This window comes from Vibrio maerlii (assembly GCF_003415655.1).
In the GTDB taxonomy this organism is placed as follows: Bacteria; Pseudomonadota; Gammaproteobacteria; order Enterobacterales; family Vibrionaceae; genus Vibrio; species Vibrio maerlii.
The window spans coordinates 30,010-42,933 of sequence record NZ_QRHC01000016.1 but is presented as its reverse complement, the minus strand read 5'-3'; the positions used below and the strand labels follow the sequence as shown (position 1 = coordinate 42,933).

The window sequence follows — 12,924 nt, the reverse complement described above, 5'->3', positions numbered from 1 at the left end:
ATAAATGTGTCTACGTCAGAATAAACAGCGCAAGGTATACAATCGCTAGACCGATAAGGCCAACGATGATGCCCATCTTCGCCATGTCTTTACTCTCAACAAGGCCTGTTGAGTAAGCAAGAGAGTTAGGAGGCGTTGAAACTGGCAGTATCATACCCAGTGATGCAGAGAACGCGACAACAACGAGCAGACCTTGCAAGCCGCCAATTGCTGATAGGCTTTCCATTGATGCTCCAATTGCAGCTGCAATTGGCATCAGCAAGTTGGCTGTTGCGGTATTAGACATGAAGTTTGCCATTAGCCAGCACACAATCGATAGGGTAATGACCACCGCAGCAGGTGTTAAGGACTCATAATCAATCGCATGAGCAAGGGCCGAGGCTAGCCCTGTTTTATCTAAACCGATACCAATGGCGATACCACCGGCGACTAGCCACAGTACATCCCAGTTGATGAGCTTGAGTTCTTTTTTCCCCATGATTCCTGTGAGGGTGAAGACAGCGAGCGGCAAGATAGACACCACGTAGGTGTTCATTCCGTGCAACTTGGTTGTCATCCATAGCAGGATAGTGGTTGCGAAGGTGATGTACACCACAATCGCGCGCCAACTCTTCTTGAAGCTACCATCGAGTTTCAGTTGCATGTTTTGTTGGGTCGATGGGAAGAACTTTTGGAGTAAGAACCATGCAATCGTCAACTGAACGATAACGAATGGTAGACCCATCATCATCCAAGTTAGAAAGTCGATGGTGTTTTCGCCTGTGAGATATTGAAGCGCAATGGCATTGGGCGGGGTGCCAATTGGGGTTGCAATACCACCAGTGTTGGCCGCGATCGGAATACACAACACCAATGCCTTGATACCCACATCACCTTTGGGTGCAGAAGCAACGATCGGCCCGAGCAACGCAAGCATCATAACGGTTGTCGCAGTATTCGACATGAACATGGAGAACACGGCAGTAATAAGCATCAGCCCTAACATAATGAATTTAGGTTGTGTGCCAAAGGGTTTGAGCAAGACCCGTGCGAGGTTGTTATCTAGTTCATATTTAGATGCGGCGATAGCAAGAGCAAAACCACCCATGAATAAGATAATGATAGGTGAAGAGAAGGATGCAAAGATATCGGTATAATTGATCAGTTCGCCGAGTTCATGCCCCGCTGGTGGTTGCCGAAACAGATGCAAGCCCTTGTTGGAAATCATAATCAACTCTAAGGCGATGATGAGGATCGAGGTGGCAAATACCGGTACCGGCTCCAATACCCATAACAAAGCAGCGAGTAAGAATATGGCAAGTAATCGATGTTGAATAAGAGTGAGATCCGCAATAGGAATGGCATCGATTGGCATCAATAACACACCTAGCGGGATGGCAAAGCAGATCAATAGCTTGATCAGCGTGCCCGAATTGAGCTTAGACATTGGACAAGACCCCAGGAGAAATTAACTCAAATTAGAGTAAATTATCACCACGTGCTGGTCTTAGAGGGGAGTTGGAGTTTTGTAAACTGGTTGCGTATTTCGAAGCAAAACTTGTTTTGGGTCAATTAATTACAGCGCAATGACGGGAGAGAAAGAGACGAGTCCTTAAAGATATCAAGGACTCGTTTAGCAGATTTATTCTTGTTCAGCGTGCTCTTCAGCTGATGAATTTTGTTGCTCGGATTTTGCTGTGTGTGCGTAAGCAGTACCTAAAACGGTCTTCTCGCCATTTTTCATGCTGTCATCAAATGTAATAGCATCTTTGGCAAATAAGTTGATAACGGTTGAGCCTAGTTTGAAGCGACCCATCTCCTCACCTTTCTTAAGAACAATAGCTTTGTTGCCCTCTGCTGGGTAATCCCACTTGTAGATTGTATTGCCGCGTGGTGGCGTGATTGTGCCAGCCCAAACTTGCTCGATGCTACCAACAATGGTTGCACCAACCAATACCTGAGCCATAGGGCCAAATTCGGTATCAAAAATACAAACGACACGCTCATTGCGTGCAAATAGGTTTGGTACATTCTCAGCCGTTAATGGGTTTACTGAGAATAAGTCACCAGGAACATAGATCATTTGGCGTAGTGTGCCATCACAAGGCATATGTACGCGGTGGTAATCGCTTGGTGATAGGTAAAGTGTTGCAAATTCACCATCTTCAAACTCTTTTGCTAGTTCGGCATCACCACCGAGCAATTCACGAGCAGAGAAGTCGTGGCCTTTTGCCTGGATTAGGCGACCATCAGTGATAGGGCCAAACTGGCTAACGCGAGCGTCGGCAGGGTGAACGATAACATCATCACCTTCCACGATAGGGCGCATACCTTCTTTAAGCTCACGCACAAAAAACTCGTTGAACGTTTTGAAGTGCTTAGGATCGGAATGTAGCGCTTCGTCCATGTTCACATTGTATTGTTTGATAAACCAGCGAATAATGCTGGTGGTTAGACCGCCTGCTTTTGCAGATGCTAACTTACCCACTAGGCGAGTTAAACCGTGTTGTGGGATCCAGTATTGCAGCCCAACTTTAATCTTATCAATCATGTTTGTGTTCCAATATTCGATCTATTTTCGAGGTTAAGGGGCGTGATATTACTCAAATCACCACGCCATGTCAGTATGTTTTCTGAACGGGTTAAAATCGCTAGAAACTAAAGGTCAGCTTTTTTATTCCGTGAGTACTGACGATTTGCCTTGTTCTCAGCCATGCTTTCGATAATGCGATGGTAGTTCTTAAAGCGGGTTTCGTTTATCTCACCACTTTCTACTGCGCCCCGGATAATGCAGCCTGGGTCGTCATCGTGCTTACAATCACGGAACTTACAGCCCCCCAGGAATGGACGAAACTCGATGAAAGCTTCAGTGACTTCGTCAGCTTCTAAGTGCCAAAGGCCGAATTCTCGTACCCCCGGAGAGTCGATAAGTTTACCGCCACTAGGGATGTGGTAAAGGCGCGCTGCGGTCGTTGTATGTTGGCCTAACCCTGAGTTCTCAGAGACAGCACCTTCTTCGACATTGAGCTCAGGCATTAAGGCATTGACTAGGCTCGATTTACCAACGCCAGATTGACCAACGAAGATATTTATACGGTCACTTAGTTTCGCTTCTAACTCAGCGATACCTTCGCCAGACTCTTTACTCACAAATAGAACCTCGTAGCCAATCTTCTCATAGTTAGCTAAGGTCTCTTTGTATTCCGACTTTTGCTCAGTACTTAAAAGGTCAATCTTGTTAAGTACGATAAGTGGAGCGATCTTTAGTGTTTCAGATGCGACAAGATAGCGATCGATGATGTTCAGCGACAGTTCTGGTAGCACTGAAGAAACAATGATCATCTGGTCGACATTGGCGGCAACTGGCTTTAAACCATCGTAATAATCAGGACGTGTTAGTACAGATGTGCGTGGCTCTACCGCTTCAACGATGCCAGAAATACCAGCCATAGATTCAAGACCAGGGCGCCAAATAACTTTGTCACCAGAAACAAGGCTCTCGATGCCACGGCGTAAGTTACAGCGCTGGATCTCGCCGGTTTCCATGTCTTCGACATCGGCATGCTGACCAAAGCGAGTAATGATGAGACCAGTTTTTGCTGTGCCCAGCATCTCTTCATCCCATTGAACCGAATCTTCTTGCTTTAAGCGTTTCTTCTGGTTGCTACGAACGCGTCGTACCTGACCTTTTGTTAGCTTTTTCTTTTTTGCCACAATGCTCTACTTAAGTAATTTGTCTAAATGTTATGTAACACCCTGCAAGGGGGGCGTTAGAATTGGCTTATAGTAACCGTTTTATTTGGTTATAGTACCTGTTTTACAACTAAACAAATAGGCGAGGCGACGATGTCCTTTAGCGAACAGAACCTAATTTGGGTCGATCTGGAGATGACAGGTCTGGATCCTGAGCAACATAAAATTATCGAGATAGCGACTATCGTGACAGATAGTGAGCTAAATATTCTTGCTGAGGGACCGGTTCTTGCTATCCATCAACCTGAATCAGAACTGGCTAAAATGGATGAGTGGTGTACAACAACACACACGAATAGCGGCTTAGTAAAGCGTGTCCAAGAAAGTACCGTGAGTGAGGAAGAGGCACTTCGCCAAACTATCGCCTTTCTAGAAAACTGGGTACCAAAAGGCAAATCGCCAATTTGTGGTAATAGCATCGGTCAGGATCGTCGTTTCTTGTATAAGCACATGCCTGAGTTGGAAGAGTACTTTCATTACCGCTATATCGATGTGAGCACGCTGAAAGAACTGACCCGTCGTTGGAAGCCTGAAGTATTGGACGGCTTTAGTAAGTCGGGTTCTCATTTGGCTCTTGATGACATTCGAGAATCGATCGCCGAGTTGCAATATTACCGAAAAACGATCATTTCTATTTAAGGGTGACTTGGTTGAGCATGATGTGTTGATGGTGAGAACCTCAATAAAGTGATGAATACCTAAACAAATCATTTGTTTGTTGGTTTCTTTTTCATCAATCAGAAAAAAAAAGGATCTTTTTTCGCATAAGGACTTGCATCACAAAAAAATGCTCTTATAATTCGCAGCCCTGAACGACGAAAGACGTTTCAGAATGCGACACTAGCTCAGCTGGTAGAGCGCAACCTTGCCAAGGTTGAGGTCACGAGTTCGAACCTCGTGTGTCGCTCCACTTTCTTTTCGAAGAGAGAGGGAAAGTTCTCACGGTACTTAACGGTGACACAATACGGACGCGGGGTGGAGCAGCTTGGTAGCTCGTCGGGCTCATAACCCGAAGGTCGTCGGTTCAAATCCGGCCCCCGCAACCAAATTACAGTTAAGCGCATTAGCGATTAACTCTGCGACACTAGCTCAGCTGGTAGAGCGCAACCTTGCCAAGGTTGAGGTCACGAGTTCGAACCTCGTGTGTCGCTCCAAATTGATAGGCTCTCATCATGCCTTGAATGATGAACTACGGACGCGGGGTGGAGCAGCTTGGTAGCTCGTCGGGCTCATAACCCGAAGGTCGTCGGTTCAAATCCGGCCCCCGCAACCAAATTTAAATCAATAGCGAYTGCTGTTGATTATGCGACACTAGCTCAGCTGGTAGAGCGCAACCTTGCCAAGGTTGAGGTCACGAGTTCGAACCTCGTGTGTCGCTCCACTTTCTTTTCGAAGAGAGCGGGATAAGCTCTCATCATGCTTCAAATGATGATACGAAGCGACACTAGCTCAGCTGGTAGAGCGCAACCTTGCCAAGGTTGAGGTCACGAGTTCGAACCTCGTGTGTCGCTCCAGATTGATAAGCTCTCATCATGCTTTAAATGATGATACGAAGCGACACTAGCTCAGCTGGTAGAGCGCAACCTTGCCAAGGTTGAGGTCACGAGTTCGAACCTCGTGTGTCGCTCCAAATTGATAAGCTTTCATCATGCTTTGAATGGTGAACTACGGACGCGGGGTGGAGCAGCTTGGTAGCTCGTCGGGCTCATAACCCGAAGGTCGTCGGTTCAAATCCGGCCCCCGCAACCAAATTTAAATCAATAGCGATTGCTGTTGATTATGCGACACTAGCTCAGCTGGTAGAGCGCAACCTTGCCAAGGTTGAGGTCACGAGTTCGAACCTCGTGTGTCGCTCCACTTTCTTTTCGAAGAGAGAGGAATAAGCCCATCATCATGCTTTAAATGATGACATGAAGCGAAATATCTCATCTGGTTAAGCGCAACCTTGCCAAGGTTGAGGTCACGCCTAGTTCCTTGAAAATCGGGAACCTCGTGTGTCGCTCCAAATTCTTCTACCAATCCTAGATTGGTCTTAAGCCTCACGGCTTCGCTCTTTCTAATGCTGAGAAGCATGAATCCCTACACAAATGACTAACCAACAATGTTGGGGTGTTTTTGTGTCTCTAACATTTTATCTTTGCAATTGGATTGCAAATTTCTTAACACCAAAAGCTAAGCTTTATGGTKCGTTTGAGCCTATTTACGGTTTTAGTTAACAGAGTTATCCACATTACTTAATTTGTGGATAAGTTGGTTGATAACCAAAAATAACACGACCATTTTTTATTGGCTCAGCAGGATCTTCTCTTCACATTAAGCTAATGGTAAATTTGGTTAATCCAGTTAACCTTATGATTTTAAATACTTATATCTGACTTTTGTTATTTAGGTAACGTAAATTGAAGGATCAATAACTTGTTGTTTTTTGATCCTAATCATTTATTCGCCTTGTGCTTAACTTTCATAAGTCATGCTGAAGTTGTTGCGCAAACGAAGTTTTTCCACATTTAGGTCAAATCTTGATGTGTGTCATGATTTGTAGTGCAAACTGATGGAAATTATCTTGTATATATCACTTGCCTAACTTACGCATCTCTCGGTAGACCCTTCTCGATAATTCGAATCAAGCGGGATTGTTTTTGGGTGCTTTCAGTTGGTAGTTGAGTGGTTTGCTGTGCGATCGCCCAGTGTAAATGTTCGTCGAGAACTTCGGATAGGCCTAAACGAGCCTCAAGTGCGTTGATGTAATCTTGGGAGTACGGTGCGTTACCAATTGCAATGGATAGGTTACGTAGCCATTGTAGATGGCCAATGCGACGAATAGCCGACCCTTCCATTGATTTAAGGAAAGTCGCTTCATCCCAATTAAATAACGTCAGTAGTTCACTTTTTTGAAAACTTTCGCGGCGGTGGAAATCGAATTGTTGGGTCAGCTCGGCGTGTCGATTCCAGGGGCAGACTAACTGGCAGTCATCACAGCCATAGATACGATTGCCCATAGCCTTGCGGAACTCTTCGGGAATGACGCCGTCATATTCAATGGTTAGGTAAGAGATACAGCGGCGTGCGTCCACCACTTCGTTATCTACAATGGCTTGCGTTGGGCAAGAAGTAATGCATGCTTTGCAGTGACCGCACTCGTTGGTGCTTGGTGTATCAACGGGTAGAGGGATATCAATGAGAAGTTCGCCAAGGAAAAACCAAGAGCCTGCTTCTTTATCCAGAATTAGGGAGTGTTTGCCAGTCCAACCTAGGCCCGCTTTTTGAGCCAATGGGCGTTCAAGGATTGGTGCAGAGTCAACAAAAGGACGATAGCCAAGCTTACCGACTTCGTTTTCGATTTTTTGGCCAAGCTGTTTAAGTCTGTTTCGTATTAGCTTGTGATAGTCTCGGCCGAGTGCATAGCGACTAATATAGGCTGTGTTTGGGTCTTTTAGGTTAGAAGCAAACTGTGCTTCAGGTGGAAGGTAATCCATACGAGCACTAATGACGCGTATTGTCCCAGGCAGCAACTCATCTGGGCGGGCACGCATCATGCCGTGGCGAGCCATCCAATCCATCTCACCGTAATAGCCAGCGTCGATCCAACGTTGAAGCTCTGGTTCATGTTCTTTAAGGTCAACGTCACAGATACCGACTTTTTGAAAGCCGAGTTCTTGGCCCCAAAGTTTGATGTTTTGTGCTAACTGCTGGTAATCCATGATTAGACTCGGTGAGTGGTCAAAGGGGCACGGATCTTACAAGATCTTTTATGATGGATCTATGCTATTTGGGTGTGGATTTTCATCTATGTACATTGAGAATAAAGAAAGTTTTTCTTATAACTTGCACAACAGATCTTGTCTCTCAAAAGCAACACGGTTTACTATTCCAACTTAATTGATTTTTATACAATCAACGATCAAATTTTAGAGTAATTCATTAATGAGCACGCAAAAATTTCACCTTAAAGATGAGCAAGACACTGTTAAGCTAGGAACAGCACTCGCAATGATTTGCTCTCAACAAACCACTATCTACTTGCACGGTGATCTTGGGGCAGGAAAAACGACCTTCAGTCGTGGCTTTGTGCGTGCCTTAGGCCATCAGCGGAATGTGAAAAGCCCAACATATACATTAGTTGAACCTTATCAGTTGGATAAGTGGCAGGTATATCACTTTGACCTTTATCGTTTAGCAGATCCTGAAGAGTTAGAGTTCATGGGGATCCGAGATTATTTCACTCCAGACGCAATTTGCTTAGTTGAGTGGCCTGAGAAAGGTGAGGGTATGCTTCCTCAACCTGATTTAGATATCGATATTCGCTACCAAGGAGAGGAGCGAGAGGCAACTATTCGTGCTAATAATGAATATGGAAATCAGCTTCTTGCTCAAATGGAGTTATGTTGAGTTTTATTCCCCAGCGATTACTGTCGGTATTCATTGCCTCTACAGTATTACTACTTTGTCTCTTTTCATCTTATGGCTACGCTAACACGCTTAAAGGAGTGCGAGCTTGGCCATCGCCTGATGAAACACGAGTTGTTATTGACCTTAAGTCAGAGGCTGATTTTAGCTACTTCACGCTAACCAGTCCGCATCGCTTGGTTGTGGATCTTAAAAATACCAATATCGATGCCAAGCTTCCTCTTGAAGTTAAGGACAGTAAAATACTTAAGCGAGTCCGTAAGAGTTCACCACCAAAGTCGGGCACTTTCCGATTGGTTTTCGAGCTCAAGGGCAAAACCAGTGCGAACTTGTTTAAGTTAAAACCAACACCTGGTGGTCAGTATGGCCACCGTTTGGTGATCGATCTTCCACATGGGTCTTCAGCAAGTGGCACTAGCACATCTTCATCAAGCAGTCCGACAGCGGTTAGCCGTGATGCGTCTCAGCTACTTGGCACTGCCGATATCGTTGTTGCTATCGATGCTGGCCACGGTGGTGAAGACCCAGGCTCTATCGGGCCATCCAAGAAGTATGAAAAACATGCGACACTAGCTGTTTCAAAGAAGTTAGCAGCACAAATTAACGCGATCCCTGGTATGAAGGCGGTTCTAACACGAAGTGGTGATTACTTTGTGAATCTGAATAAGCGCTCAGAGATTGCCCGTAAGAACAAAGCGCACCTGTTGGTCTCTGTCCACGCGGATGGTTTCCGCACGCCGCAACCGCGTGGTGGTTCGGTATTTGTATTGAACACTCGTCGTGCTAACTCAGAGATCGCCCGTTGGGTCGAAAACCACGAGAAGCAATCAGAGTTACTGGGTGGTGCTGGGGATGTACTAGCGAAAAACACCAATGATCGAAACGTGAGTCAAACGTTACTGGATCTGCAGTTTAGTCACTCACAGAAAGAAGGCTACAAGGTTGCGAAGAATATCCTGAGTGAAATGAGTCGTGCTGGGATTCACCTTCATAAGAAAGAACCTGTTAATGCCAGCCTTGCTGTATTGAAGTCTCCGGATATTCCTTCGGTACTGGTAGAAACAGGATTCATTACCAATCCAACAGAAGAACGATTGTTGTTCCAGCGATCGCATCAAGACAAGCTAGCACGCTCGTTGACTAAGGCGATCGTAAAATACTTTGAGGCGAATCCACCTGAAGGCACCTTGTTAGCAAACAAAGGTAAAATCAGTACCCACAAAGTCCAGCGTGGTGAATCGTTATCTGTCATCGCTAAGAAATACGGCACTTCGACCTCCACATTGATGAAACTGAATAACTTGAAGAGTAGTTCTCTGGCAATTGGTCAGGTATTAAAACTGCCTTCGAGTGGGCTATCTGCGGTTTCGGTGCCTAAGGTTTCGAACCCGGTTGAAACTAAGACTATTACTCATACCGTTCAATCGGGTGAGTACCTTGGAAAGATCGCCAACAAGTACAAGGTGAGTGTCGCGAGTATCAAGCGAGAGAATAATCTACGTAGCGATACATTGCGTAAAGGTCAGAAGCTCAAGATAACAGTCAGCTTGAAAGACTTACCGGTGCGCAAGCATACCGTCAAACGTGGCGAGTACCTTGGCAAGATCGCGAGTAAATATGGCGTATCGGTATCAAGCATTCGACAAGTGAACAAACTGCGTTCTGACTCTTTGGCTGTTGGCCAAGTTCTGGTGATTCCGAATAAGTAGCGGATAAGGTTTCTTTGATGAGCATAAAAATTCTTCCGGCTCGACTTGCCAACCAAATCGCCGCGGGCGAGGTAGTTGAGCGTCCGGCTTCGGTCGTAAAAGAGTTGGTAGAAAATAGCCTCGACGCGGGTGCAACTCGGATCGATATTGATATCGAAAAGGGCGGAAGTAAGCTTATTCGTATCCGAGATAACGGTAAAGGTGTCGATAAGGATGAATTATCCTTAGCACTTAGCCGTCATGCTACATCGAAGATTCATACTCTGGATGATCTCGAGGCTATTGTTAGCCTGGGCTTCCGAGGTGAAGCATTAGCGAGTATCAGCTCGGTTTCACGCTTAACTATGACCTCCCGCCCTGCTACGCAAGAACAAGCTTGGTCTGCCTATAGCGAAGGGCGAGATATGGAGGTAAAACTCCAGCCGACAGCTCATCCTATTGGTACTAGTGTTGAGGTGCTGGATTTGTTTTTTAACACGCCAGCGCGTCGTAAGTTCTTAAGAACCGAGAAAACTGAATTTACTCATATTGATGAGCTGATTAAGCGCATTGCTCTGAGCCGATTTGATGTGACGATTAACCTACGTCACAACGGAAAAATGGTCCGACAGTATCGTGCTGCAAAAACTGAAGCTCAGGCTGAAAAACGTATTGCTGCCGTGTGTGGTACTGCATTCGTGCGTAACATGCTTAAAATAGAGCTTGAGCATCAAGGGCTAAAATTACACGGTTGGATTACCACGCCTGATGGGGCCCGAGCGCAAAACGACCTTCAATTTTGCTATGTGAATGGTCGAATGATGCGTGACAAGCTGATCAATCATGCTATCCGTCAGAGCTATGAGACCAGCTTACGACCTGACCAATATGCCGCTTACATCTTGTTTATTGAGTTGGACCCACACAATGTTGATGTGAATGTTCATCCAGCTAAACATGAGGTTCGTTTTCATCAGGCTCGTTTGGTCCATGATTTCATCTATCAAGCTTTAGCGGATGCACTAGCGCAAAGTCGTCATATTGATGCACCACAGAAAACAGAGTCCGCATATCATCAACCAGAAACACAATCGGATAATGTGCCTTTTGATGACTATCGTGAGCCGGTTGAGCAGCTAGCTGCGGATACAGAAGATAAGCAACTGTCAGTTTCTCCTCAATCATATCAAGCTGCGGAGAGCGTACCGAGTTACCCGGGTCAATCCGATTATCAATCTCGCAGCTATTCTGATGGGCAGAGTTCTACGGAAGTATCATCACCATCTACAACTCGTAATGATTGGGTTGAAAGCAATAAGGGCAAGCCTAGACCTGTAGGGCAGGTACAGGATAAGGCACCAAGTTATAAAGAGGCCAAAGCTTACTCTGAACTAATGCAGACATTGCCTGAGCCGGATGCTCAAGCAAGCGAAGCTGCGCCGCTGGTAACAAAAAGTGCCCCAACTAAGCAGAACGAGCCTGTCACAGAGTTAGGTAAGGCCATCTGCGTGGTCGACAATCAGTATTTACTGGTCGGTAATAAAAATGGGGCCGCGTTAGTCTCTCTGGTTCGTGCTGAGTGGCATCGCAGTTATCAACAATTGTTGCCGAATCAAGAAGGGCTGAAAAGTCAGCCATTGCTGGTGCCGCTTTCACTCAAAGTAGACAAAGCTGTGATTGAAGCGCTAGAGAAACTGAATGCTTTATTTAGTCCATTTGGTATTCAGATTAAAGCTCGTAACCACACCACTATAATGGTGATGGGAGTGCCTCAACCTTTAAGGCAGCAAAACTTACAAAACTTAATTCCAGATCTGTTATCTTACGCGCTTTATAAACAAACCGTAGAGCCTTCTCAGCTCGCTCATTGGCTTGCAGATCATGTGACGTTAATAAAAAGCGACTACACTTTATCTGAAGCAATTCAACTTATTGCGGAACTTGAGCAGCTTTACCACGGTCAACTACCTTTAAATGAGGCGAGCTTTGTTCAGTCGGTCGATTTCGCTGCAACAATCTCTTCTTTAATAGATAAATAGATTTCATGACAAAACAATTACCGTTAGCGCTATTTTTAATGGGGCCTACCGCATCAGGCAAAACGGATCTTGCCATTCGCTTACGCCAAAAGTATCCAGTCGAAATTATCAGTGTCGATTCTGCATTGATTTATAAAGGGATGGATATTGGTACCGCTAAACCTGATGAAACGGAATTAGAACAAGCACCGCATCGCTTAATTGATATTTTGGATCCAAGTGAAAGCTATTCAGCAGCAGACTTTCGTCGTGATGCTCTAGAGGCGATGGATGAGATTGTTGCTCAGGGTAAGATCCCATTACTGGTGGGTGGGACAATGCTTTACTACAAGGCACTGCTTGAGGGTTTATCACCTCTGCCAAAAGCCGATCCAGAGATCCGTGCTCAGATTGAAAAAGAATCTCAACAGTTAGGTTGGGCGGCGCTTCATGAACAATTACGTGCGATTGATACAGTTTCTGCAGAAAGAATTCACCAGAATGATCCGCAAAGATTGTCGAGAGCATTGGAAGTTTACCGAATTTCAGGTAAAACTCTAACAGAGCTGACTCAAACACAGGGTGAACCTCTACCGTTTCGAGTAAAACAGTTTGCTATAGCTCCCAAGGAAAGGGCTGAACTACATCGTCGTATTGAATTACGTTTCGATAAAATGATGGAAGCCGGGTTCGAAGAAGAGATGCGAGAACTCTATGCTCGTGAAGATCTTCACCCTGATCTGCCGTCTATCCGATGCGTGGGTTATCGTCAGATGTGGGATTATTTGGATGGGAATTGCACCTTGGATGATGCTATTTTTAAAGGTGTCTGTGCAACCCGTCAATTGGCCAAGCGACAAATTACCTGGTTACGCAGCTGGGATGATTTAACTTGGTTAGATAGCGAGAACATTGAACAAGCCGTTGATTTGATGTCAGATGCAATAGTATCTACTCAATGATCCTGTGTATAATGTGATCGTTTTTGCGTAAATGACCTGAAGAGATCTTCGTTCAAGGTCGATTTGGGGAAGTTTTATCGTTTAGCTCAGATGCAAAAGCAGCAACATCGCAGCACC

Annotated in this window: 9 protein-coding genes and 9 tRNA genes; 14 read left to right on the top strand and 4 right to left on the bottom strand. The window is 45.4% G+C overall.

What is annotated here, in order from left to right; genetic code table 11:
- Window positions 1-10: 10 nt before the first annotated feature.
- From DPF91_RS20155 to rsgA, 3 genes are all read right to left on the bottom strand, one after another.
- Entirely contained in the window at window positions 11-1,426 is a 1,416-nt protein-coding gene (locus DPF91_RS20155; RefSeq protein ID WP_117236229.1) for an SLC13 family permease, read from the bottom strand.
- Between the two features lie 195 nt (window positions 1,427-1,621).
- Entirely contained in the window at window positions 1,622-2,527 is a 906-nt protein-coding gene (asd, locus tag DPF91_RS20150) for an archaetidylserine decarboxylase (protein ID WP_117236271.1), read from the bottom strand.
- Window positions 2,528-2,637: 110 nt separating this feature from the next.
- Complete coding sequence (rsgA, locus tag DPF91_RS20145; protein WP_117236228.1) at window positions 2,638-3,693, bottom strand: small ribosomal subunit biogenesis GTPase RsgA; 1,056 nt, start codon at window positions 3,691-3,693, stop codon at window positions 2,638-2,640.
- Window positions 3,694-3,825: 132 nt separating this feature from the next.
- On the opposite strand from rsgA, the gene orn reads away from it, so the two are divergent.
- The 10 genes from orn (at window position 3,826) to DPF91_RS20095 (ending at window position 5,589) form a co-directional block, all read left to right on the top strand.
- A complete protein-coding gene (gene orn, locus DPF91_RS20140; protein WP_117236227.1) occupies window positions 3,826-4,371 on the top strand; it encodes an oligoribonuclease in 546 nt (181 codons plus the stop codon).
- Window positions 4,372-4,566: 195 nt separating this feature from the next.
- A tRNA-Gly gene (locus DPF91_RS20135) sits at window positions 4,567-4,642 on the top strand.
- A gap of 59 nt (window positions 4,643-4,701) precedes the next feature.
- A tRNA-Met gene (locus tag DPF91_RS20130) sits at window positions 4,702-4,778 on the top strand.
- A 32-nt stretch (window positions 4,779-4,810) separates the two neighbouring features.
- Window positions 4,811-4,886: transfer RNA gene (locus DPF91_RS20125), tRNA-Gly, on the top strand.
- Between the two features lie 42 nt (window positions 4,887-4,928).
- Window positions 4,929-5,005 (top strand) — tRNA-Met (locus DPF91_RS20120).
- Window positions 5,006-5,037: 32 nt separating this feature from the next.
- Window positions 5,038-5,113, top strand: a tRNA-Gly gene (locus DPF91_RS20115).
- Between the two features lie 57 nt (window positions 5,114-5,170).
- Window positions 5,171-5,246, top strand: a tRNA-Gly gene (locus tag DPF91_RS20110).
- 40 nt (window positions 5,247-5,286) lie between these two features.
- A tRNA-Gly gene (locus DPF91_RS20105) sits at window positions 5,287-5,362 on the top strand.
- 42 nt (window positions 5,363-5,404) lie between these two features.
- Window positions 5,405-5,481 (top strand) — tRNA-Met (locus tag DPF91_RS20100).
- Window positions 5,482-5,513: 32 nt separating this feature from the next.
- Window positions 5,514-5,589, top strand: a tRNA-Gly gene (locus tag DPF91_RS20095).
- Window positions 5,590-6,317: 728 nt separating this feature from the next.
- On the opposite strand, the gene queG is transcribed toward DPF91_RS20095, so the two are convergent.
- Window positions 6,318-7,433, bottom strand: coding sequence for a tRNA epoxyqueuosine(34) reductase QueG (gene queG / locus DPF91_RS20085; RefSeq protein ID WP_117236225.1), 1,116 nt, complete (start codon window positions 7,431-7,433; stop codon window positions 6,318-6,320).
- 223 nt (window positions 7,434-7,656) lie between these two features.
- On the opposite strand from queG, the gene tsaE reads away from it, so the two are divergent.
- The 4 genes from tsaE to miaA are packed head-to-tail and all read left to right on the top strand — an operon-like array spanning window position 7,657 to window position 12,807.
- Window positions 7,657-8,121 (top strand): tRNA (adenosine(37)-N6)-threonylcarbamoyltransferase complex ATPase subunit type 1 TsaE, encoded by a 465-nt coding sequence (tsaE, locus tag DPF91_RS20080; protein WP_117236224.1) that lies wholly within the window; start codon window positions 7,657-7,659, stop codon window positions 8,119-8,121.
- Entirely contained in the window at window positions 8,115-9,848 is a 1,734-nt protein-coding gene (locus DPF91_RS20075) for a LysM peptidoglycan-binding domain-containing protein (RefSeq protein WP_117236223.1), read from the top strand. The genes tsaE and DPF91_RS20075 overlap by 7 nt, the downstream gene beginning before the upstream one ends.
- Window positions 9,849-9,865: 17 nt before the next feature.
- Window positions 9,866-11,866 carry a DNA mismatch repair endonuclease MutL gene (mutL, locus tag DPF91_RS20070; protein ID WP_117236222.1) on the top strand — a complete coding sequence of 667 codons (2,001 nt, stop codon included), beginning with the start codon at window positions 9,866-9,868 and terminating at the stop codon, window positions 11,864-11,866.
- Between the two features lie 5 nt (window positions 11,867-11,871).
- A complete protein-coding gene (gene miaA / locus DPF91_RS20065; protein WP_117236221.1) occupies window positions 11,872-12,807 on the top strand; it encodes a tRNA (adenosine(37)-N6)-dimethylallyltransferase MiaA in 936 nt (311 codons plus the stop codon).
- Window positions 12,808-12,924: the final 117 nt, after the last annotated feature.

Coding starts and splice junctions, on each gene's coding strand:
- DPF91_RS20155 (WP_117236229.1), bottom strand. CDS start 1,426: ATGTCTAAGCTCAATTCGGGCACGCTGATCAAGCTATTGATCTGCTTT.
- orn (WP_117236227.1), top strand. CDS start 3,826: ATGTCCTTTAGCGAACAGAACCTAATTTGGGTCGATCTGGAGATGACA.
- queG (WP_117236225.1), bottom strand. CDS start 7,433: ATGGATTACCAGCAGTTAGCACAAAACATCAAACTTTGGGGCCAAGAA.
- tsaE (WP_117236224.1), top strand. CDS start 7,657: ATGAGCACGCAAAAATTTCACCTTAAAGATGAGCAAGACACTGTTAAG.
- DPF91_RS20075 (WP_117236223.1), top strand. CDS start 8,115: ATGTTGAGTTTTATTCCCCAGCGATTACTGTCGGTATTCATTGCCTCT.
- mutL (WP_117236222.1), top strand. CDS start 9,866: ATGAGCATAAAAATTCTTCCGGCTCGACTTGCCAACCAAATCGCCGCG.
- miaA (WP_117236221.1), top strand. CDS start 11,872: ATGACAAAACAATTACCGTTAGCGCTATTTTTAATGGGGCCTACCGCA.